The following is a 17,214-nucleotide window of genomic DNA, read 5'->3' on the forward strand; positions in this document are numbered from 1 at the left end:
AGGCCGGGGGCGGAACGTCATGAACCGTTCAGATACGAGTTGGAACGCCGTAAACCGTTCAGATATGATCCGAATCTTCGGCCCCGCCCTGGCGCCGGTCCTGAGTCCCGACGAAATCCCTGAAGGGGTGGAGGAGAGACGAGCCCGATTCACCCTGCAGAATATCGGCGTGCCGACGAGCATCGGCGACACCATTGTGACCGACTTGTGCGACATGAGGCCCTTGCATGAGGTCCTGATTGGAATTCAACTTCCCCCCTGGGCACGGTCAGACAACGTGTTTAAGTTGGGGCTGTTCCTCGATGGATTCTTGTGTCTGGACGGAGCTGCGGGACCGGTTCTCCTACTGACTCGTGATCTCGAGGAATCACCGACTACGCTGTCGAGTGATCTCTATGCGTTCGTCTGCTTGCTGGTGTGGATCGGTCAGGCCACGTACCGGGCCGATCGACCTGACGGCCGGGACGTCGCCGCACTCTTGGAAGAGATCGATCCCGGCTCGCTGAGTGCTTCCGCGATGTGGGAGAGTGTTTACGAGAACCTGACCGGTTGATTCAAGAACCCGACCGGTTGCCATCAAAGCCCGTCGACGCGCGTGATTCAGGCAGGGGAAGGCGGCAGCGGTTGCGTACGCGCTTCCGGTGTCAGGCGGGCCAGTTCGTCGAAGGCCGTGCCGTCGAAGCCACCCACGGATGTGGCGAGGTGGTTCAGTGTTCGCCGAGCACCTCGGGGCGACCCGCGAACAGACCTGTGCTCGAACCGGCGGTGGTGCCTCGTTTGAGTAGGCGTTCCAACCGCCGGGCACCGCACGTCAGATGGAGCCATCGAAGCCCCTGTCTGCGTGAGTGAGGGTGGCGGCGAGCAGGGCGGCCGTAGGCAGGACGTGGACCCAGCGGTGGTCGGGCGCGTAACGGGTGTGGAGGATGTCGACGGACCTGCTCGAGGCCGGGCGCGGTGCCGGTGGGCTCCGAGCGGGCGATGTCGACGTCGAAGCGAATGGTCGTCACCGGGAAGGCCTTTCATGCAACATGAGGTGAGGGCGCGGGCTCGGCACCGCGGCTCCATGCCATGCCCACCATCCTCAGAAACCCGTACGCGCAGGTACTTCGTCCGTCCCGTGGCGGTGGGGCCGTCCGTCAGGCGCCCGCCACCCGCACCCGGAGCGACTTCATCCCGTTGATGAAGTTCGACACCAGGCGGCGCGGCGGACCGGCGAGTCGGAGGGGCCCCGGCGGCAGGGTGCGGCAGGACTCCTCGTACAGGGCCCGCAGTTGCAGCCGGGCGAAGTGGGCGCCGAGGCAGACATGGGGGCCGTCGCCGAAGGAGACGTGGGGGTTGGGCGTCCGGGTGAGGTCCAGGGTGAACGGGTCGGGGAAGACGCGTTCGTCGTGGTTGGCCGAGGCGTGGAAGACGACCACCTTGTCGCCTCGCCTGATGCGGGTACCGGCCAGGTCCGTGTCGCGGGTGGCGGTACGACGGAAGGACAGGACCGGCGGGTGGCGGCGCAGCAGTTCGTCGACGGCGGTGGTGAGTTGCACGTCTCCCGCACGCAACCGCGCGTACGCGTCAGGGTGCCGGGCCAGGAGGTGCAGGCCGCCCGGGGCCGCGCTGCGTACGGTGTCATTGCCCGCCACCACCAGCAGGAAGAAGAACATCTCCATTTCGGGGACCGTGAGTTCGGGGTCCGTGGCCAGGGACGTCATGACGTCGTCGGCGGGGTTTTGGCGCTTGTGGGCGGCGAGCGCCTGCGCGTAGTCGAACATGTCGCCCAGTGCCGCCGGGGACCGGGGGTTGAGGGGTTTGCCGTCCGGGCCCGGTGAGGACGGCCCGGCCTCGTCGGGGTCCTGGTAGCCGATGACGCGCCGGGTCCAGTGCAGGAGGAGATCCCGGTCGCTGTCCGGCACGCCGAGCAGATCGGTGAGATTGAGCAGGGCGTAGTCGTCGGTGACCCGGGCGACCAGGTCACATGTCCCGTCGGTGGCGCGGGCCTCGGCGACCGCCGCGGTGAACAGGGAGCGCGCCCGCTCGCGGACGGTCCTCTGGAAGCGATCCACGCGCCGGGGCGTGAAGGCGCGGCTGGTGAGAGTACGCAGCCGACGATGGTGCGGCGGGTCCTGGTTGAGCATCATCCGGCGGATGAACGGCAGGTCGTCGGGGTCCTGGTCGCGGATCTGGGTGGCGCCGAGGTACGAGGAGTACGTCGACGCGTCCTTGAGGACCCGGACGACGTCCTCGTGCCGGGTGACGGCCCAGAAGCCGGGGCCCGCCGGCCAGCCGAGGACCTCCGGTTCCTCCTGCCATGCCACCGGGTGGTGGTCGCGCAGCCGACGGTAGCGGTCATACGGGATGCCTCGCGCGTACAACCGAGGGTCGAAGACGTCCGGTACGGACGGCTCCGGCGTGTACGCGATGGGCTTGGGCCTGTCGGACGTGCCGGCGACCGCGGCGGGTCCGTCCGCTACAGCCTGATCCGGTACGGGCTCCTCCGGTACGGGCTCCTCCGGCACGGTGCCGTTCACGCCGACGCCCCGCCGTCCCGCTCCTCGGCCCGCTCGCCGCCCCCTGCCTCGACCCGCGCACCGTCCCACACACCGGACCCCGCGTCGTCCCGCTCGTCGTCCCGCAGGAAGTCCTCCACCACACGGATCAGGTCGAGCGGGACCTCGTCCATCGCGTAGTGCCCACAGGAGGGCAGTTCCACCAGCTCGGCGTGCGAGTACCACCGCATCCAGGTGGCGCGCTGCACCTCGGCCGACAGCGCCGGGTCCAGCGCGCCGACGACGGCCAGGGCCGGTACGGACGAACCTTCGATCCGCTCGTGGAAGTCCTCGCGCGCCCAGGAGTCCAGCCACGTCCGGAACGCCTTCTCGTCGCTGCGTTCGAGCGAGCGGCGCACCATGCGGTCCAGCCAGGCTGCCGGTCGGCGGCCCCCTGTGGTGATGTCGAGGATGGCGCGACGGTTCTCCGGGGCACGCGCCGCACCGGAGAAGAGTTCCCACTGATCGGGCGGGAACGGTACGCCGGACGCGGGGACGGGCGAGACCCCGACGAGCCGTCGCACCCGGTGCGGTGCTGCGGCCAGTGCCCGCTGGGCGACCGATCCACCCATCGAGTGGCCGATCAGCGAGAACCGTTCCCAGCCGAGCCGGTCGGCCAGCGCGAGCACGTCCGCGGCTCCCTCGGCCGTGGTGTACGCACCGTCCACGCCCCTGGCCCCGCCGTATCCGCGCAGGTCCACCACCGCGTACTGGAACGACCCGAGGTCGAGGTCCGGCAGCACCGGGGCGTAGGCCGAACGGTCGGCGAGCCAGCCATGCACGGCGATCACCTTGTGCGGACCGTCGCCGTGCAGTTCGTGGGGCAGGTCAAACGTTGCGGTCACGCGGACTCCCGTCACCGTACGGAGCCGGCCGGTCGATCGCCGGTCGGCCCGACCACGGTGGCGGCAGGCGTCGTCGTGCGCAAGAGGGCACGTACGGCCGCACCGCACCACCGCACCACCGCACTTCATGACACCGTCTCGCCGCGGTCGCTCGCTCACCCCAGCAGCTTCAGGTACGGCCCGAATTCCGATGCCAGCGTCAAGCGGCCCAGTTTCTGGTACTCGCGCTGGATCGCGTGGATGAGCGTCGGCATGGTCACGGGTTCGCCCGTGTCCGCCGCCAGGTAGGCGGCCGTCACGGCGATGGAGCGGATGTTGCCGCCCGCCAGCTCGAAGCTCTCGGCACAGAAGGCGAGATCGAGGTCGCTGCCGCGTGGGAGTGCAGGTCCCAGGCAGCGTTCCCAGAGAACGAGGCGCTGCCCGGGGTCCGGGACCGGGAAGTCGACGACCAGGTCGAGGCGGCGGGTGAAGGCGTCGTCGAGGTTGGCCCGGAGGTTGGTGGCGAGGATGGCCAGACCGTCGAAGGACTCCATGCGCTGGAGCAGATACGCGCTCTCGACGTTCGCGTAGCGGTCGTGGGCGTCCTTCACGTCCGAGCGTTTGCCGAAGATCGCGTCGGCCTCGTCGAAGAGAAGAACGCCGTTCACGCCCGCGGCCTCGGAGAAGATCCGTTCCAGGTTCTTCTCCGTCTCGCCCACGTATTTGTCGATCACCGTGGCCAGGTCGACGGTGTACAGGTCGAGCCCCAGATCGGCGGCGATCACCTCCGCCGACATCGTCTTCCCGGTGCCCGAGTCACCCGCGAAAAGGGCGGACACGCCCCGGCCCCTGCCGCCGCCGGGGCGCATGCCCCACTCCCCCAGCACCCGGTCGCGATGGCGGGCGCGGGCGGTGAGTTCGCGGAGCTGGACGTGGGTGTCCGGGGGGAGAACGAGGTCGTCCCAGGTGACGGAGGGTTCGATGCGCCGGGCCAGCCGGTCCAGGCCGGCCGCGTTCTGGGCGCGGGCGCCGTGACGGACGTGGTCGGGGGTGAGGGTGCCGCCTTCCAGGTGGGTGGCCTGGGCCGCACTCCGGGCGGCGCGAGTGATCTGCTCCGGAGTGAGAAGAAACGGCGAGAGCAGCCGGTCGACATCGGCCATGTCGGGGGCCGGGGCAGTGGCAGGCACCGGGGCAGTGGCAGGGACCGGGACAGTGCCGGGGGTAGGAGCCCCGTACGCGTCGTCGTACGCGTCGGCCCAGAGGGCGGCCCGGGTCGAGGGATCGACACGGGGAGCGTGCAGCAGGAGCGGTGGCGCGGCGGACCAGGCCGCGTCCCAAGGGGCCCGGCCCACCAGGACCGTGGGGACCGGCGTGCCGGTGAGCAGCCGGAGAAGCCCCGGATGGTCGCGGGAGACCGCGTCGAGAGGGGCACAGACCAGCCCGGCGCCGGTCAGTCGGGCCTCCCGCACCAGGGAACGGACCGCCTCTGCGGGAGCAGGATCCTCGGCCAGCCTCGCCAGGTCGAGACCCAGCACCCCGCGGCCCGCCCGGGTCAGGGCGGAGGCGGCGAAGGCGGTGCCCGCGCCACCCTGGTCCTCACGGAGGTGGACCAGCGCGATGTCGTGGGCGAAGGCCCGGGCCAGTGGGGCCGGGTCGCCGACGCCCGGTACGGCGTGCCACGGGGCGAGGAGATCCACCAGCCGGGGATCGGGGGTGTCGTCGCCGAGGAGGTGCGCGGCGACCCGGTCGGGGACGCGGAGCGAACGGTTCAGGAACGGGCGGTCCATGTCCTCGACCAGCAGCAGGCGCCCCTCCCGGAGGGGCGCACAGGCCGAGAGCCGACCGCGCGCCGCCTGGTCGGCGGGGGACAGCCCGCACAGGCCCAGGGCCAGGCCGATCGACGGGCGGCGGCGGGTGACGTCGTCGTTGAGGTAGCCGTAGAACGCCTCGAAGCGGTCGTCCACATCGGGGACGAGGGTGATGAGCAGGATCTCCACGTCGAGAGCGGTCAGCCCGAACTCGTCCGCCAGGGCGGTGAGCCGGGTCGGCTCGGCCGGAGCCTCTTCGTCGTACGGAACGGGGGACGGGAAGGCGCGCGCCTCCTTCGAATCCAGCAGACGCGTGACAGTGTCGTCCGTGAGGTAGAGGCCGCGGAAGGCGTCGTCCGGGTCCGGGTCGGTGGCCTGCCTGGCCTCCACCGCTCGTCGGACGCGCTGCTCCACCGCTGTCGCGCGGGCAAGGAGATGGCGCAGGTTCGCGTCATCCTCGGTCGTCATGAAGCCCCGTCCTCCGCGTCCTTCTCCATCGCGTCCCCCGCGCCCTTCTCCGCCCCGTCCACCACTTCCTTCTGCACGCCGTTCTCCGGGTCGGCCGCCGCGCCGGCCGCACCACCCGCCGCACCGGCTCCCCGGTTCTCGGTGATGCGGAGCGAAAGACCACGCCGGCGCCCTGTACCGGAGTTCCGCCGCCCGTCCGACCGGCCCGGAGCACCGTCCGACCGGCCCGGAGCACCGTCCGGCCGGGTCCCGTCGGAGTCCGATCCGGCCCGCTCGTCGTCCGGTACCGGTCGTACGGGCCTGCCCTGGCGGCCCCCGTACACCGGGAGCCAGCCACGCCCCGGCATCGGTTCCGAGGGCGGCTCGTCCCTTTCCGGCATGTCCCCGAACCTGGCCTGCACCCCCTCGTCGCCCACCGGCGGACCGGCCGCATAGCTCGGCGACGCCGTCACCGGCACACTGACCACCAGGTCCAACGAGGGCTTCAACTCGCCGCCCAGCGCGCTCCACACATCGGCGAACGAGCGGTCCTCGGGAGGCGGCAGGGCGATCGACATCGGTACGGCGGCCCCGATCTCGGCCAGCGTGCCCGCCAGCCGTTCCGGGGGCAGTGCCTCGTAACGGAGCAGACAGCCCAGCAGGGAGGCGAGCAGCCGGTGCTCGTCCTCGGGGCGCTTCGTCCATGCCGTGATCAGGTACGACAGCTTGAAGAAGCGGGGCGGTCGGCGGCGCGCGATGATCGTGCCGCGCTCGTCGTACTCGTTGTGCAGCCCGCGCTCGCGTCTGCGCATGTCCTCGCGGATGTCGTAGAGGTAGAGGTTGACCATGGGCGCGTTGACCTTCGCCGCCCACTCCCGGGTCGGGGCGTCGAAGACCACCGCGATCTGGCCGCCTTCGAGCACCTCCGCCCTGATCAGGGACCGCAGTACGTCGTCGACCTCGTGGATCACCCGATCGCCTCCGTGCCGTCGGCCCTGCTCATTCGGTCGCCTCCGCGCAGGTCAGCCCCGCTACTCGGTCGGCTCCGCACCGGTCGACCCTGCTCACTCGGCCGGCTCCGCGCCGGTCAACCCTGCTCATTCGGTCGCCTCCGCGCAGGTCAGCCCCGCTACTCGGTCGGCTCCGCACCGGTCGGCCCTGCTCACTCGCCGCTCGCCCGCGTACCGTCGTCCCTGCTCATCCGGAGTCCCCAAGCCGCTTTCGCCCCGACTCACCCGATCGCCTCCGCACGCTCGTCCGCGCTCACGCACGCCCCGCGAAGTCCGGTGGTTGGAGATTCCGTTGGACCACGAGGACCGGTTTCTGCAGCCGGTCGATGTCGCGGGTGTCCACACGCAGCTTGCGCGGGCCCAGCTTGTCCTTGCGCAGCACCGGGATCTGGACCTCGAAGGTGCCGTCCCGGCCCACGGTCACGGCGGACATCTCCGCGTTGATCCCGATGTTCCACGTGAAACGTACGGTCTGCCCCGGCGGATAGTCCTTGCCCCGCGCCAGCACCACCTGGCCCGGTTTGGCGACCTGCGGAGTGACGGTCAGCGAGGGCTTCAGGACGCGCAGCCGTTCGGTGGCCTGGTTGTCGGTCTTCCGACGGTCGGGCAGCGTGCCGCGCACGGTGGCCCGTACGTCGCCGGTGACCGGCGCACGGTACGTCGCGGTCTGCGTCACCTCGATGCGGCCCCCGGCCTGGATGGTGCAGGGCTTGGCGGCAGTGCAGCGGGACAGAGCGGGCAGACCGCGGTCCTTCGCCTTGGCCGGCTTCGGCCAGGACGAGCCGAGCACCACCCCGGTCGCCGCGTCCGGACCGGCGTTGGTGACGGTGAAGCGGGCGCGTGCGGGACGTCCGGTGTATGTGCGGTCGGGACTGACGTCGACCTTCACCGCCACATCCGCCGAGGGCGGCACGGGGGCCTCCAGAACCTCGATCCGCGCCGTGTCCGTCCCCGTGTTGCCCGCGGAGTCGGTGGCCGAACAGGTCACCGTCGTGACACCGACCGGGAAGAGCGAGCCCGAGGGCGGGTCGCAGGTCACCGGCAGCGCGCCGTCGGTGGCGTCCTGGGCGGTGGCCCTGTACGTGACCCTCGCCCCTTCCTTCTCCTTGGCCCGGACGGTCAGGTCGTCCACGGTGACGACGGGGGCGTCGATGTCGTTCACGTCGATGTTGATCTGCTCCGTGAAGTCCGGGTCCGCCGCCGCGGCCGGGCCGATCGTGTCCGTTCCGGGTACCTGGGTCCCCATCAGGAACTGCACGGTGCAGCTCAGTCGGGAGCCCTGGGGCGCGTCGGCGGAGACATCGATGTTCTCCTCGAAGTGCGCGGTCTCCCCGCTGGTGAGCCTCTGGGTGGGTGGTTCGAGGCTGACGGAGAGATGCGGGTCGCAGTCGTCCAGGCGATAGCTGACGTTGGTGGGGAGGTTGTTGAACCCCTCGATGATGGCGTCGGTGACACCGTCCCCGGGAATTCCGCTCAGCATGCGGCCGTTGGTGGCCTCTGCGATCCGCTTGGCCTGGTCGGGCTCGTGGTACGGGTCCTGGTAGGTGGGGCTCTTGTATCCGTCGCCGTTGAGTCCGTCACCGTTCTCGGTCGTCACATCGACGGCGATGACGCGAACGCCCTTGTCCTGGAGCGCGAACACCGCGTCGTCATAAGAGATGTCGTTGCTGGGGTTGTGGCTCGACGCATCGCCCACCAGGACTACGACCGGGCTGGCGCCCTCGCGGAAGACCGTACCGCCGTCCGCGCCGTTGGCCACCTTCCACAGCGCGTAGATCCAGTCCTCGGACGGACCGTTGCTCCTGTAGCCACGTGAGGTGTCCAGCCTGTTGACGCCCTGCTTCTGGACGTCGTCGAGGTTGGTCGTCAGACCTTGGAGGACTGCGAACTCCGCTGTCGGATCGTCCTTCTCGTCGCCATAGGTGGCCACTGCGAAGCGGGAGTCCGGCTGCTGTTCACGGACCTTCGTCGTGATGGACTTCAGGCCCGTCTGCACATCACCGATGGGGGTCTCCATGCTCCCCGTACCGTCCACCAGCAGGATCACATCGGGGCGCGGCGGGATCGCGGGCGTACGCACCTGCTTGGCCACGCCCGTGGAGCCGCCGGGATCGACCGCGTCGGTGAACTCAGCAGGGGTGACCCAGGGCTCGGGCACCGCCACAGTCGGCGCCCCCGAGGTCACGGCCGAACCGGGCGTCATGCCGGCTGCCACGAGGAGCAGGGCCAACGCCGGGAAGCGCAGCACGGCCAGAGCCCTGCGCGAAGCGGAAGCCCGGGGCAGAGGCCGGGCCGACCGCTCCGTCCGCGACCACGGCCATGACCGCGACCGCATCGCCCTCCGCGGCGGCTGGAACCAGCGCACGAAAGCCCTCCCCCACCGTCCGGCCGATCGGCGTCCGGACGCCACGGTCCCGTACGGGCACCCGACCCGCAGCAGTACGCCGGCCACATCTGCGGGAAGCCCCCGCTGCCCTTTCGGGCAGCCACCGGCCCCGGCCCCGCCCAAGGAACCCGACCCGCACCCGGCCCCAAACCCGAACCCGGCCCCGGACCCTGCCTCGTGCCTGGAATCCGGGCCCGTACCCGAAAGCCGACCTGCCCGGCCGCTCCCAAAGACCAACCCCGCACCCGAATGCCGAGCCCCGCACCGGAAAGCGGAGCCCCGTGCCCGAAAGCCGAGCACCATACCCACGCGTCCAGCCCCATGGGCCCGGCCCGCGGACCCCGGGATCGGTACCGGACGGCTCAGATCAGCCCTTGTCGCATCGCGTACGCGACCGCGTGGGACCGGTTCCGCAACTGCAGCCGGGTCATCACCGAATGCAGCACGTTCTTGATCGTGCGCTCGGAATAGGCCAGCTTCGTCGCGATGTCCGCGGTGTCGTACCCCTCCGCGACCAGTCGCAGCACGTCCACCTCCCGGGCCGCGAGACCGGTGAAGTGCAGGCCGCGCGGTCCGAGCACCTGCCCTTGCAGGCGACCGACCTCCTCAAGAAGGCGTCCCAGCAGGTCGGAGGGGAGATGGCCCTCGCCACGCGCCACCGTTCCGATGACCTGCACCAGGTGTTCCGGGGTCGCCTCCGCCCGCCGGACGACACCGGCGACGCCGCATTCGGCCGCGCTCACCAGCTTCTGCTCGTCGATGTCCGTGGTGACGAGGACGGCCCGCGCGGTGCTGGTGCGCTGGATGTGCCGCAACATCGTGAGCACCTCGTCGTCGACCGTGTCCACGACGACGACCACGATCTGGGGCGAGGTGTCTCCCTCCGCCCACTCCGTCACGCTGACCTCGGGTCGGGCCCGCAACTGACTCGCCACGCCCGCCTGCGAGATCGGGTCCTGGGCGCTTAACGCGACAGTGGTTCGCTCCATGGCAATGCTCCCCCCTGAGCAACAGCCGGTGGCACCGCGGCGAACACAACCATCACGGCTGTTTCATATGACTCGCTGAACTCGCTGAACTCGCTGAACTCGCTGGAATCGCTGGACTCGCTGGACTCGTTTGAACCGCTCAACTCGCCCGTATCGCTCGTATCGCTCGAATCGCTGAACTCGCTCGAACCGCAGAATCGCTGAGTGCTGAATCGCTTGCACGCCTGGCTCGCTCGTCTTGAAGCTGTCAGACGATTCCCCTGTTTGCGTACAGGGAAACAAAAGAGCCGTCCGCGGGCACGGAATCTGCCCGGAAGTGTTCCTCAACGGGCGGTGCCCGTGTCCGAGGCCGCTCCTACCGTTCGCCCTATGAGTCTCACGGCAAGCCTCGACGATTCGTCCGTCACTGCCGCACCGGGCGAGGAAACAGCCGTCCCTCTGCGGATCCTCAACTCCGGCAGCACCGTCGAGGAGTACCGCTTCGAGGTGGTCGGTGCGTGTGCCGCCTGGTCGACGGTGGAACCTGCGGCCCTGTCCCTGTACCCGGGCGATTCCCGAACGGTCTCGCTGGTGCTCCGCCCGCCGCGGGACTCCACCGTACTCGCCGGGGAGACGCACTTCGGGATCCGGGTGGTGCCCACCAGCGAGCAGGGCCGGGCGGTGGTCCCCGAGGGGCGGGTGACGGTACTGCCCTTCACCGAGACGACCGCCGAGCTGGTGCCGCGCGGTTCGAACGGCGCATGGCGCGGCAGGCACCAACTCGCCGTCGACAACCGGGGAAACGCCCCGGCCACGGTACGGCTGGAGACACGGCCCGGGACCGAGCGGGCCCGGGTCTCCTTCGGGTCGGACACCCTGCGCATCGAACCCGGCCGGGCCGAGTTCGGGAAGGTACGGGTCCGGCCCGCGAAGCGCATGTGGCGGGGTGCGCCGATCACGCACCCCTTCCAGGTCGTCGCCACCCCGGAGGCGGCGGCGGGGCAGGACCCGGCCGCCCCGGTGGTCCTGGACGGCTCATACCAGCAGGATCCGATTCTTCCGCGCTGGCTGCCACGGGCGCTGATCACCGCGGCCGTGCTGCTGATCGCACTGGTCGGCCTCTGGTACGCGCTGCTGCGTCCCGCGGTGAAGTCGGCGGCCCGGGAGGCGATCACGCCGGAGGCGGTCCGGTCCGCCGCCGCGGCCGACAAGAGCAGAACGCAGGAGCCGGACCAGGGCACCTCGGCCGGAACGGGCCCGGGCGCGGACGGCTCCTCCGCGGGTACGAGCAGCAGTGCGAGCGGAGGCGCGGCGAAGCCGAGCCCCTCACCGGGCGACGGTACGTCCGCAGGTTCGTCGGACGGCGCGGGCGCCACGGCCCCGACCAGTGCGCAAGTGCAGGTCAGGGACTCGGTGGGCGGCGGCTCCACTACATCGACGGCCCTCCAGGTACCCGCCGGGCACACCTTCCAGCTCACGGACATCGTGGTCCAGAACCCACAGGGCGACGCGGGAACGCTCGTGGTCTCCTCCGGCCGGGACACTCCCGTGCTCCGGCTCGCACTGGAGAACTTCCGCGACTCCGACTACCACTTCGTCACACCGATCCTGGTGCCCGCGCGCGGCAAGGTCACCATGACCGTCGACTGCCGGAAGGTGGGAAAGCCGGTGAACGCGCCGACCCCCTCCCGGTGCGCGGAATCGCTGTTCCTCGGCGGCACGATGCGCACGAACACCCCGGGCTGACGCCCGGACGGACGAGGACGGCTACGGCGGCCACGGCCGACCACGACTACCGCCACGGCAGGCACGAAGCCGGGGAAGCGGTCAGGCGGACGACGCCTCCTCGTCCTCCTCCTTCTCCTTTTCCTTCTCGCCCCCTTCCTCCGTCGCCCGCTGGACGAAGGAGCCCTGTACGTCGGCGGGTTCCTCGTCCTCGTCCTCCGTCGCCGCCCGCTGCACGGCGGGCTGCGAGGCCGACGCCGGTGCCGCTACCGGTGCCGGCGTCGAAGCCGTGTCCGTGACCGGCACCGATTCCGGAGCCGGTGCCGGGTCCGCCAGCACTCGGTCGGCGTTCGCGACGGCCTCTCGCTCGAACCGGTCGGACGGATCGCTCACCCGGATGCCTCCCGGCGCCTCCGTGCCCTCCACCGGGCCGTTGCGCTGCTGGATGACGTGGGTGAGTTCGTGGGCCAGCGTGGTCCGGCCCTGTGGCGAGGACGGATCATACGCGTCCCGCTGGAACACCACGTCGCTGCCGACGGTGTACGCGTGGGCCCCCACACCCTTCGCCGACTCGTGGGCGGCGGAGTCGGTGTGAACGCGTACGTCGGAGAAGTCCGCGCCCATGCGCCGTTCCATGTCCGTGCGGGTGTCGGTGTCCAGGGGCTGCCCGCCGCCGGACGAGATCACGTCGTGCACGGGGGAACGTTCTGTCTCCTCCCGGCGCTGAAGCTCCTCGCCCCGGGACTCCTGCCGCTGGAGTACCTGGCGCTGAAGCACTGCCCCCACGGCGCTGTTGCCGACCGCCCGCTGGAGCGCGCCCATGCCACGGGTCCCGACCACATCGGCCCGTCCGGTCGCCGCCGCGTGGAAGACGCGCGAGGCGTCGGCCGTGTCCGCCCCCTCGGGCACCCTCGCCACGGGCGCGGCCTCGTCGTGGTCCTGCCGGAGCGCGTGTCCTTCGCGCTCGGGGTCGTGCTCCCGGTCCCATTCCTGTGCGTGCATCGTCATCTCCCCTGCGCCGCGTCTCTTCTGCGCCGCGTCACTCCTGGACCGCGTCTCGGCCGGACCGCGTCTCGGCTGCGCCGCACCCGGGCCGCGGGCACGTCGTGATGGCCCCACCTCTCCACCTTCACGACGTGTCATCGCCTCGTCCAGACCGGGCCCCGCCGATGAAGGGCACCCGCCCCTGCCCCTTCGGGCAGCCATGACGTTCGTACCTCCCCGGCCAACAGTGCCGCAGTACGCGAATCCGTGCCGAACGGCCGCATCGGCGGTCGGTGGAGTGGCCGGGGCAGGCCGCCGTCGGGATGATCGGAGGTATGACCAAGAGCAAGAAGGACCGGGCCGCCGGGACCGTCACGGTGCGGATCGCCCAGGACCCCGAGGCCGACGGTCTTCTCGCGCGCAGTCCGCTCGCCATCCTGGTCGGCATGCTGCTGGACCAGCAGGTGCCGATGGAATGGGCCTTCACCGGTCCGTACACCCTGGCCGTGCGGATGGGCGGTGACGACCTGGACGCCCATGAGATCGCCGCGTACGCCCCGGAGGCGTTCGTCGAACTCTTCACCGTCAAGCCGGCCCTGCACCGCTACCCGGGTTCCATGGCCAAGCGGGTCCAACAGTTGTGCCAGTACCTGGTGGACGAGTACGAGGGCGACGCGAGCGCGGTGTGGAGCGATGCCACCACCGGGACGGAGCTGCTGAAACGGCTGAACGCGCTGCCGGGTTTCGGCACCCAGAAGGCCCAGATCTTCCTGGCGCTGCTCGGCAAGCGGTTCGGGGTCCGGCCGACGGGCTGGCGGGAGGCGGCCGGGCCGTACGGCGAGACGGGTTCGCGCCGGTCGGTCGCCGACATCACCGGCCCCGAATCCCTCGCCGAGGTCCGGGCGTTCAAGCAGCAGGCGAAACAGGCGGCCAGGGCCGCGAAACGCGCGGCCGAGAAGTGACTCCCCGAGAAACAGCCCCGGAGAGCCGGCCGGGAAGCATCCGCCGAGAAGCAGGCCCTTCGTAATGGACATTCAGACCGAACGCCCACTCAGTTCGCATGGCGTCCCGCCCTGTTCCGACGTCCCGTCCGTCCCCGGCGTCAAGTCCGCGCCCGCTCCACCACCCGTTCCCGGGCCAACACCCGCGTCCCGACCGCCTCGGGCTCCCGAACCCGGGTCCTGGCCCGTACTGTCGCTGTCGTCCATCGCAGCCGCAATTCCGGAATGCCCGCATTTGTGATGCCTTCGTAAGCGTCGCAGTCCGGCCCCGTGGCTGCGCCCGGAGGCTCTTGCCCGGTAGGCTTTCCGTGTGATCTTCAAGCGCATCGGAAATGGGCGGCCATATCCCGACCACGGCCGGGAAAGCACCCGGCAGTGGGCGGACGTCGCGCCGCGCCCGGTCCGCCTCGATCAGTTGGTGACCACCAAGGGCAACCTGGACCTCGAAACCCTCCTCGCCGAGGACTCGACGTTCTACGGCGACCTGTTCGCGCACGTCGTGAAGTGGCAGGGCGACCTCTATCTGGAGGACGGACTGCACCGCGCAGTCCGGGCCGCGCTGCAACAGCGCCAGGTGCTGCACGCCCGGGTGCTCGAACTCGGCTGAGAACGAGGCGCACGCCCCTCGCCCACGGACGCGAGCCCCGCGGGCCGGTCCGTCACGGGCTCCGCGGACCCGCTCGGCGAGTTCGCCCGCGACAGCCCCACGCCCGCGCGACCCTCGTGGCGCCATGATGTGACGTGACGCGACATCGCAATGACACCGCTCCGCAGTGGCGTCATGTCACGGCGGCATCGCACCGCGGTCCCACCCGGCCCGTCGACCGCTGCCGGGTACATACCGACCATGCGCGGGAACGCACCCACACCCTCCGAATGCGTTCGGACGCATGTCCGCGCTCGTTCGGGTGCATTCGCACACGGACGGATGCGATCGGTTGATCATTTAGTAGGCATCACCATCAGGCCGCATTACGCTGCGCCCATGAGCATGCTCACTCCCCCCGGCATGGGCGGAAAGTACCGCATCACGGGCGACAAGTACCCGCGTATGCGCCGCCCCCGGCGTCGCGGCAAATTGATCCTCGCTGCCACCGCCTCCGTGGTCGCCCTCGGGCTGGCCGGATGGGGCACGATGCAGCTCATCGACGTCTTCACGGGCGGCAGCAAGACCGCCGACGCCGCCGACCACAAGAAGGACTGCCCGTCGGCCGCGCCGTCCGCACCCGCGAAGGCGCTGCCCGCGCCCGCGAAGATCACGGTCAACGTCTACAACGCGACACCACGCAGCGGCCTCGCCAAACAGGCGGCCGACGAGCTGAAGAAGCGTGGGTTCGCCATCGGCAAGGTGGGAAACGCCTCGCCGGAGTACGACAAGAAGGTCGCGGGACCGGGAGTGCTGCTGGGTGCCCCGTCGGCGACGAACGGCCCGCTCCAGGTGCTCGGCACCCAGTTGAACGGGGCCGTTCCGAAGACCGACGCCCGCAGGACCGCGGACGTCGATCTGATTCTCGGTACGAAGTTCACGGCGTTCAACACGCCCAACTCGGCCGCCGCGGCACTCGCCGCCCTGGCGAAGCCGTCCCCCGCGCCTTCCTGCTGACGGCGGTCGGGCCGCCCGGAGCGCCGGAACCCGGCGCCCCGCACCGGCGCCCCCGCTGTCCCGCGCCCTTCGGCCCGAGTCCGGGGCCGTGCGCGGGAGCCGGAGTCCGGAAACCGGGTCCCTGCCTCGGGCCCCGGGACAGCGTGCCGTGGAACCGGGACCGAACCCGGTCGGGACGACCGCTGCGGTCGGTCCTAGTGCCGCATCAGGCAACGTTCGCCCCGTCGCGACGCCCGGCACGCCCTCTCGCCGCACCGGCCGAAATCCCAAGTACATCCAGTACGAGGGCTTCCGGCCGGCACACCGAGAGCACGTACCGGACGCGCTCCTTGACGGGCAAACGTTGCCTGCCGCGGCACTAGTCGACCGTGCCGTACATCCGGTCGCCCGCGTCGCCGAGGCCCGGGACGATGTAACCGTTCTCGTTGAGCTGCTCGTCGACCGAGGCCGTGACGACCCTCACCGGCGTACCGGCCAGCTCGCGCTCCATCACCTCGACGCCCTCCGGCGCAGCGAGCAGCACGACCGCGGTGACGTCGTCCGCCCCGCGCTTGATCAGTTCCTTGATGGCCGCGACGAGCGTGCCGCCCGTTGCCAGCATCGGGTCGAGCACGTACACCTGCCGGCCCGAGAGGTCCTCCGGCATGCGCGTCGCGTACGTGGACGCCTGGAGCGTCTCCTCGTTGCGGATCATGCCCAGGAAGCCCACCTCGGCGGTCGGCAGCAGGCGCACCATGCCGTCGAGCATGCCGAGGCCGGCCCGCAGGATCGGCACGACCAGCGGGCGCGGGTGCGACAGCTTCACGCCGGTCGTCCGCGTGACCGGGGTCTCGATGTCGACCTGCTCGGTGCGCACGTCCCGGGTGGCCTCGTAGGCGAGCAGGGTGACCAGCTCGTCGGCGAGGCGCCGGAAGGTCGGGGAATCGGTGCGCTTGTCGCGCAGGGTGGTGAGCTTGTGCGCGACCAGTGGATGGTCGACGACGTGGATCCGCATGGGCTCAACAGTAACCGGGCCCGCAGCACGCCTGCGCTGGCATCAACCACACGTTCGGGGGGAAGGTGGTTGCACACGGACCCAGCCTTGGGGTGATGAGCCGATGCCGGACGCGGAACAGCGCAAACGGGACCAGCCGAATCCGGGCCGCCCGGACACACAGCGCACACCGAATGCGCCGAACGTACCGAACGCGCCGGGCGCGTCTTCCCGCCGGAGCGCCGGGGCCGCACAGGCACCGCAGAAGCCACGGGGGTCGCGGCGATCACAGACATCGGGCTCACGGAGTTCGGGATCGGAGAACTCGGAGAGGTCGGGATCACAGAGGCCGGGAGCACAGAGGTCGCAGAGGTCACAAGAACCACCACGCAGGTCACAAGAACCTCAGCCCCCTTCGGCCCCAGAGACCCCTTCAGCCCTTTCGGACTCGGTGCCGCCAGCGACCCCAGAGACCCCAGGGACCCCAGGGACCCCAGGGACACCAGGGACCCCAGCAGGATCAATAGCCCCCATGGACCCGGCGGGCCGTGTAGACCCAGCGGAACCCACGCCCCCCTTGGGTCGCAAGAGCACCTCTGACCTCCCAGACCCCTCGGATACCGCAGCCTCGCCGGATCCCGAGGAGGCCGAGTCCGCCCGTCGCAGGCGACGCGCCCAGTTCCTTCGCGAGCTCCATGAGGCCAAGGCCCTCCGCGACCGGGTCCAGCCGCGCCGGGCCCGAGCCGCCCGGATGCGCCAGGCCATGAGGATGCGGACCTTCCGCTGGTAGGTCGTACGGCGGTCCCGCGTCCCCCTGCTGGCCCCGTCCTGGAGAACTGATGGCCGACGCAACGGCCGAACTCCTCTCGCGAAGCACTTGTTTCTGCCACGATTCCGATGGGCGGGGCGCAGGACAGCCGGGCCACCGACTGCCCTCCCGCCGGACCG

Annotated in this window: 14 protein-coding genes; 6 read left to right on the forward strand and 8 right to left on the reverse strand. The window is 70.6% G+C overall.

Annotation, left to right across the window (positions count from 1 at the left end; all coding sequences use genetic code 11):
* Positions 1-64 precede the first annotated feature (64 nt).
* Entirely contained in the window at positions 65-553 is a 489-nt protein-coding gene (locus ACFYY6_RS17810) for an SUKH-4 family immunity protein (protein WP_389194006.1), read from the forward strand.
* Positions 554-1,136: 583 nt separating this feature from the next.
* Here ACFYY6_RS17810 and ACFYY6_RS17815 read toward each other — a convergent pair.
* The 6 genes from ACFYY6_RS17815 to ACFYY6_RS17840 all read right to left on the reverse strand — a co-directional run bounded on the left by ACFYY6_RS17815 (position 1,137) and on the right by ACFYY6_RS17840 (position 10,001).
* Positions 1,137-2,411, reverse strand: a complete 1,275-nt coding sequence (locus tag ACFYY6_RS17815) for a cytochrome P450 (RefSeq protein ID WP_389194154.1) — start codon at positions 2,409-2,411, stop codon at positions 1,137-1,139.
* Between the two features lie 104 nt (positions 2,412-2,515).
* Complete coding sequence (locus ACFYY6_RS17820; protein ID WP_388651192.1) at positions 2,516-3,382, reverse strand: alpha/beta fold hydrolase; 867 nt, start codon at positions 3,380-3,382, stop codon at positions 2,516-2,518.
* 155 nt (positions 3,383-3,537) lie between these two features.
* On the reverse strand, positions 3,538-5,637 hold the full coding sequence (locus tag ACFYY6_RS17825; protein WP_389194009.1) for an ATP-binding protein: 2,100 nt from the start codon (positions 5,635-5,637) through the stop codon (positions 3,538-3,540).
* Complete coding sequence (locus tag ACFYY6_RS17830) at positions 5,634-6,587, reverse strand: DUF4255 domain-containing protein (RefSeq protein WP_389194012.1); 954 nt, start codon at positions 6,585-6,587, stop codon at positions 5,634-5,636. Before ACFYY6_RS17830 ends, ACFYY6_RS17825 begins: the two co-directional genes overlap by 4 nt.
* Before the next feature lie 292 nt (positions 6,588-6,879).
* Positions 6,880-8,874, reverse strand: a complete 1,995-nt coding sequence (locus ACFYY6_RS17835) for a VWA domain-containing protein (protein ID WP_389194015.1) — start codon at positions 8,872-8,874, stop codon at positions 6,880-6,882.
* Positions 8,875-9,374: 500 nt separating this feature from the next.
* Complete coding sequence (locus tag ACFYY6_RS17840) at positions 9,375-10,001, reverse strand: response regulator transcription factor (protein ID WP_351626088.1); 627 nt, start codon at positions 9,999-10,001, stop codon at positions 9,375-9,377.
* Positions 10,002-10,370: 369 nt separating this feature from the next.
* Between ACFYY6_RS17840 and ACFYY6_RS17845 the strand changes: the two genes are divergently transcribed.
* On the forward strand, positions 10,371-11,726 hold the full coding sequence (locus tag ACFYY6_RS17845) for a hypothetical protein (RefSeq protein WP_389194018.1): 1,356 nt from the start codon (positions 10,371-10,373) through the stop codon (positions 11,724-11,726).
* Positions 11,727-11,807: 81 nt separating this feature from the next.
* On the opposite strand, the gene ACFYY6_RS17850 is transcribed toward ACFYY6_RS17845, so the two are convergent.
* Entirely contained in the window at positions 11,808-12,707 is a 900-nt protein-coding gene (locus ACFYY6_RS17850) for a DUF4157 domain-containing protein (protein ID WP_386609353.1), read from the reverse strand.
* Between the two features lie 317 nt (positions 12,708-13,024).
* On the opposite strand from ACFYY6_RS17850, the gene ACFYY6_RS17855 reads away from it, so the two are divergent.
* The 3 genes from ACFYY6_RS17855 to ACFYY6_RS17865 all read left to right on the forward strand — a co-directional run bounded on the left by ACFYY6_RS17855 (position 13,025) and on the right by ACFYY6_RS17865 (position 15,293).
* Complete coding sequence (locus ACFYY6_RS17855; protein WP_351517898.1) at positions 13,025-13,651, forward strand: HhH-GPD-type base excision DNA repair protein; 627 nt, start codon at positions 13,025-13,027, stop codon at positions 13,649-13,651.
* 349 nt (positions 13,652-14,000) lie between these two features.
* On the forward strand, positions 14,001-14,297 hold the full coding sequence (locus ACFYY6_RS17860) for a type II toxin-antitoxin system VapB family antitoxin (protein ID WP_072488263.1): 297 nt from the start codon (positions 14,001-14,003) through the stop codon (positions 14,295-14,297).
* 402 nt (positions 14,298-14,699) lie between these two features.
* The gene (locus tag ACFYY6_RS17865) at positions 14,700-15,293 is read left to right on the forward strand and encodes a LytR C-terminal domain-containing protein (RefSeq protein WP_351626273.1); all 594 of its coding nucleotides are present in this window, start codon (positions 14,700-14,702) and stop codon (positions 15,291-15,293) included.
* Between the two features lie 358 nt (positions 15,294-15,651).
* Here ACFYY6_RS17865 and upp read toward each other — a convergent pair whose 3' ends face one another.
* The gene (upp, locus tag ACFYY6_RS17870) at positions 15,652-16,287 is read right to left on the reverse strand and encodes a uracil phosphoribosyltransferase (protein ID WP_073786568.1); all 636 of its coding nucleotides are present in this window, start codon (positions 16,285-16,287) and stop codon (positions 15,652-15,654) included.
* Positions 16,288-16,798: 511 nt separating this feature from the next.
* Here upp and ACFYY6_RS17875 point away from each other — a divergent pair.
* Positions 16,799-17,056, forward strand: coding sequence for a hypothetical protein (locus tag ACFYY6_RS17875; RefSeq protein WP_386609620.1), 258 nt, complete (start codon positions 16,799-16,801; stop codon positions 17,054-17,056).
* The last annotated feature ends 158 nt before the right edge of the window (positions 17,057-17,214 follow it).

The sequence above is a fragment of the Streptomyces sp. NPDC001750 genome (genome assembly GCF_042892615.1).
Classification (GTDB): domain Bacteria; phylum Actinomycetota; class Actinomycetes; order Streptomycetales; family Streptomycetaceae; genus Streptomyces.

What these genes read in the sequence shown, in the direction of transcription:
- ACFYY6_RS17865 (WP_351626273.1), top strand. Translation starts at nt 14,700, where the DNA reads ATGGGCGGAAAGTACCGCATCACGGGCGACAAGTACCCGCGTATGCGC.
- ACFYY6_RS17845 (WP_389194018.1), top strand. Translation starts at nt 10,371, where the DNA reads ATGAGTCTCACGGCAAGCCTCGACGATTCGTCCGTCACTGCCGCACCG.
- ACFYY6_RS17840 (WP_351626088.1), bottom strand. Translation starts at nt 10,001, where the DNA reads ATGGAGCGAACCACTGTCGCGTTAAGCGCCCAGGACCCGATCTCGCAG.
- ACFYY6_RS17855 (WP_351517898.1), top strand. Translation starts at nt 13,025, where the DNA reads ATGACCAAGAGCAAGAAGGACCGGGCCGCCGGGACCGTCACGGTGCGG.
- upp (WP_073786568.1), bottom strand. Translation starts at nt 16,287, where the DNA reads ATGCGGATCCACGTCGTCGACCATCCACTGGTCGCGCACAAGCTCACC.
- ACFYY6_RS17810 (WP_389194006.1), top strand. Translation starts at nt 65, where the DNA reads ATGATCCGAATCTTCGGCCCCGCCCTGGCGCCGGTCCTGAGTCCCGAC.
- ACFYY6_RS17850 (WP_386609353.1), bottom strand. Translation starts at nt 12,707, where the DNA reads ATGCACGCACAGGAATGGGACCGGGAGCACGACCCCGAGCGCGAAGGA.
- ACFYY6_RS17825 (WP_389194009.1), bottom strand. Translation starts at nt 5,637, where the DNA reads ATGACGACCGAGGATGACGCGAACCTGCGCCATCTCCTTGCCCGCGCG.
- ACFYY6_RS17875 (WP_386609620.1), top strand. Translation starts at nt 16,799, where the DNA reads ATGGACCCGGCGGGCCGTGTAGACCCAGCGGAACCCACGCCCCCCTTG.